General features: G+C 42.2%; 1 protein-coding gene. It reads left to right on the top strand.

What is annotated here, in order from left to right; genetic code table 11:
• The coding region (locus PPOP_RS23025; protein ID WP_159101855.1) for a hypothetical protein at positions 1 to 258 on the top strand (258 nt) is incomplete at both ends.

Below are 258 nucleotides of genomic sequence, written 5' to 3'. Positions count from 1 at the left end.
AGAGCATGCTAGCTAAAGAAATAGAAAAGACGGAAGAGCTTCAAGAACAAATTATGATAGAAATAAGGGAAAATAATAATGGAAAAATTCAGGACTTGAATCTATTATCGCAAATACGGCAGGGGAAGCGGCCTAGAGGTCGAGGATCGGATAGGCGGGTAAAGCAGCAAATACAAGCCATCCGTGAAGGCCAAAAACAAGTGAATGCAACCAAGAACAGAATAGCCGAGATTGCAGCCCGCTATGATCAGCAAATGA

Origin of the sequence: Paenibacillus popilliae ATCC 14706 (assembly GCF_000315235.1) — a bacterium.
In the GTDB taxonomy this organism is placed as follows: domain Bacteria; phylum Bacillota; class Bacilli; order Paenibacillales; family Paenibacillaceae; genus Paenibacillus_B; species Paenibacillus_B popilliae.
The sequence above is the reverse complement of the archived record's forward strand: the minus strand, read 5'-3'. Positions and strand labels throughout refer to the sequence as shown.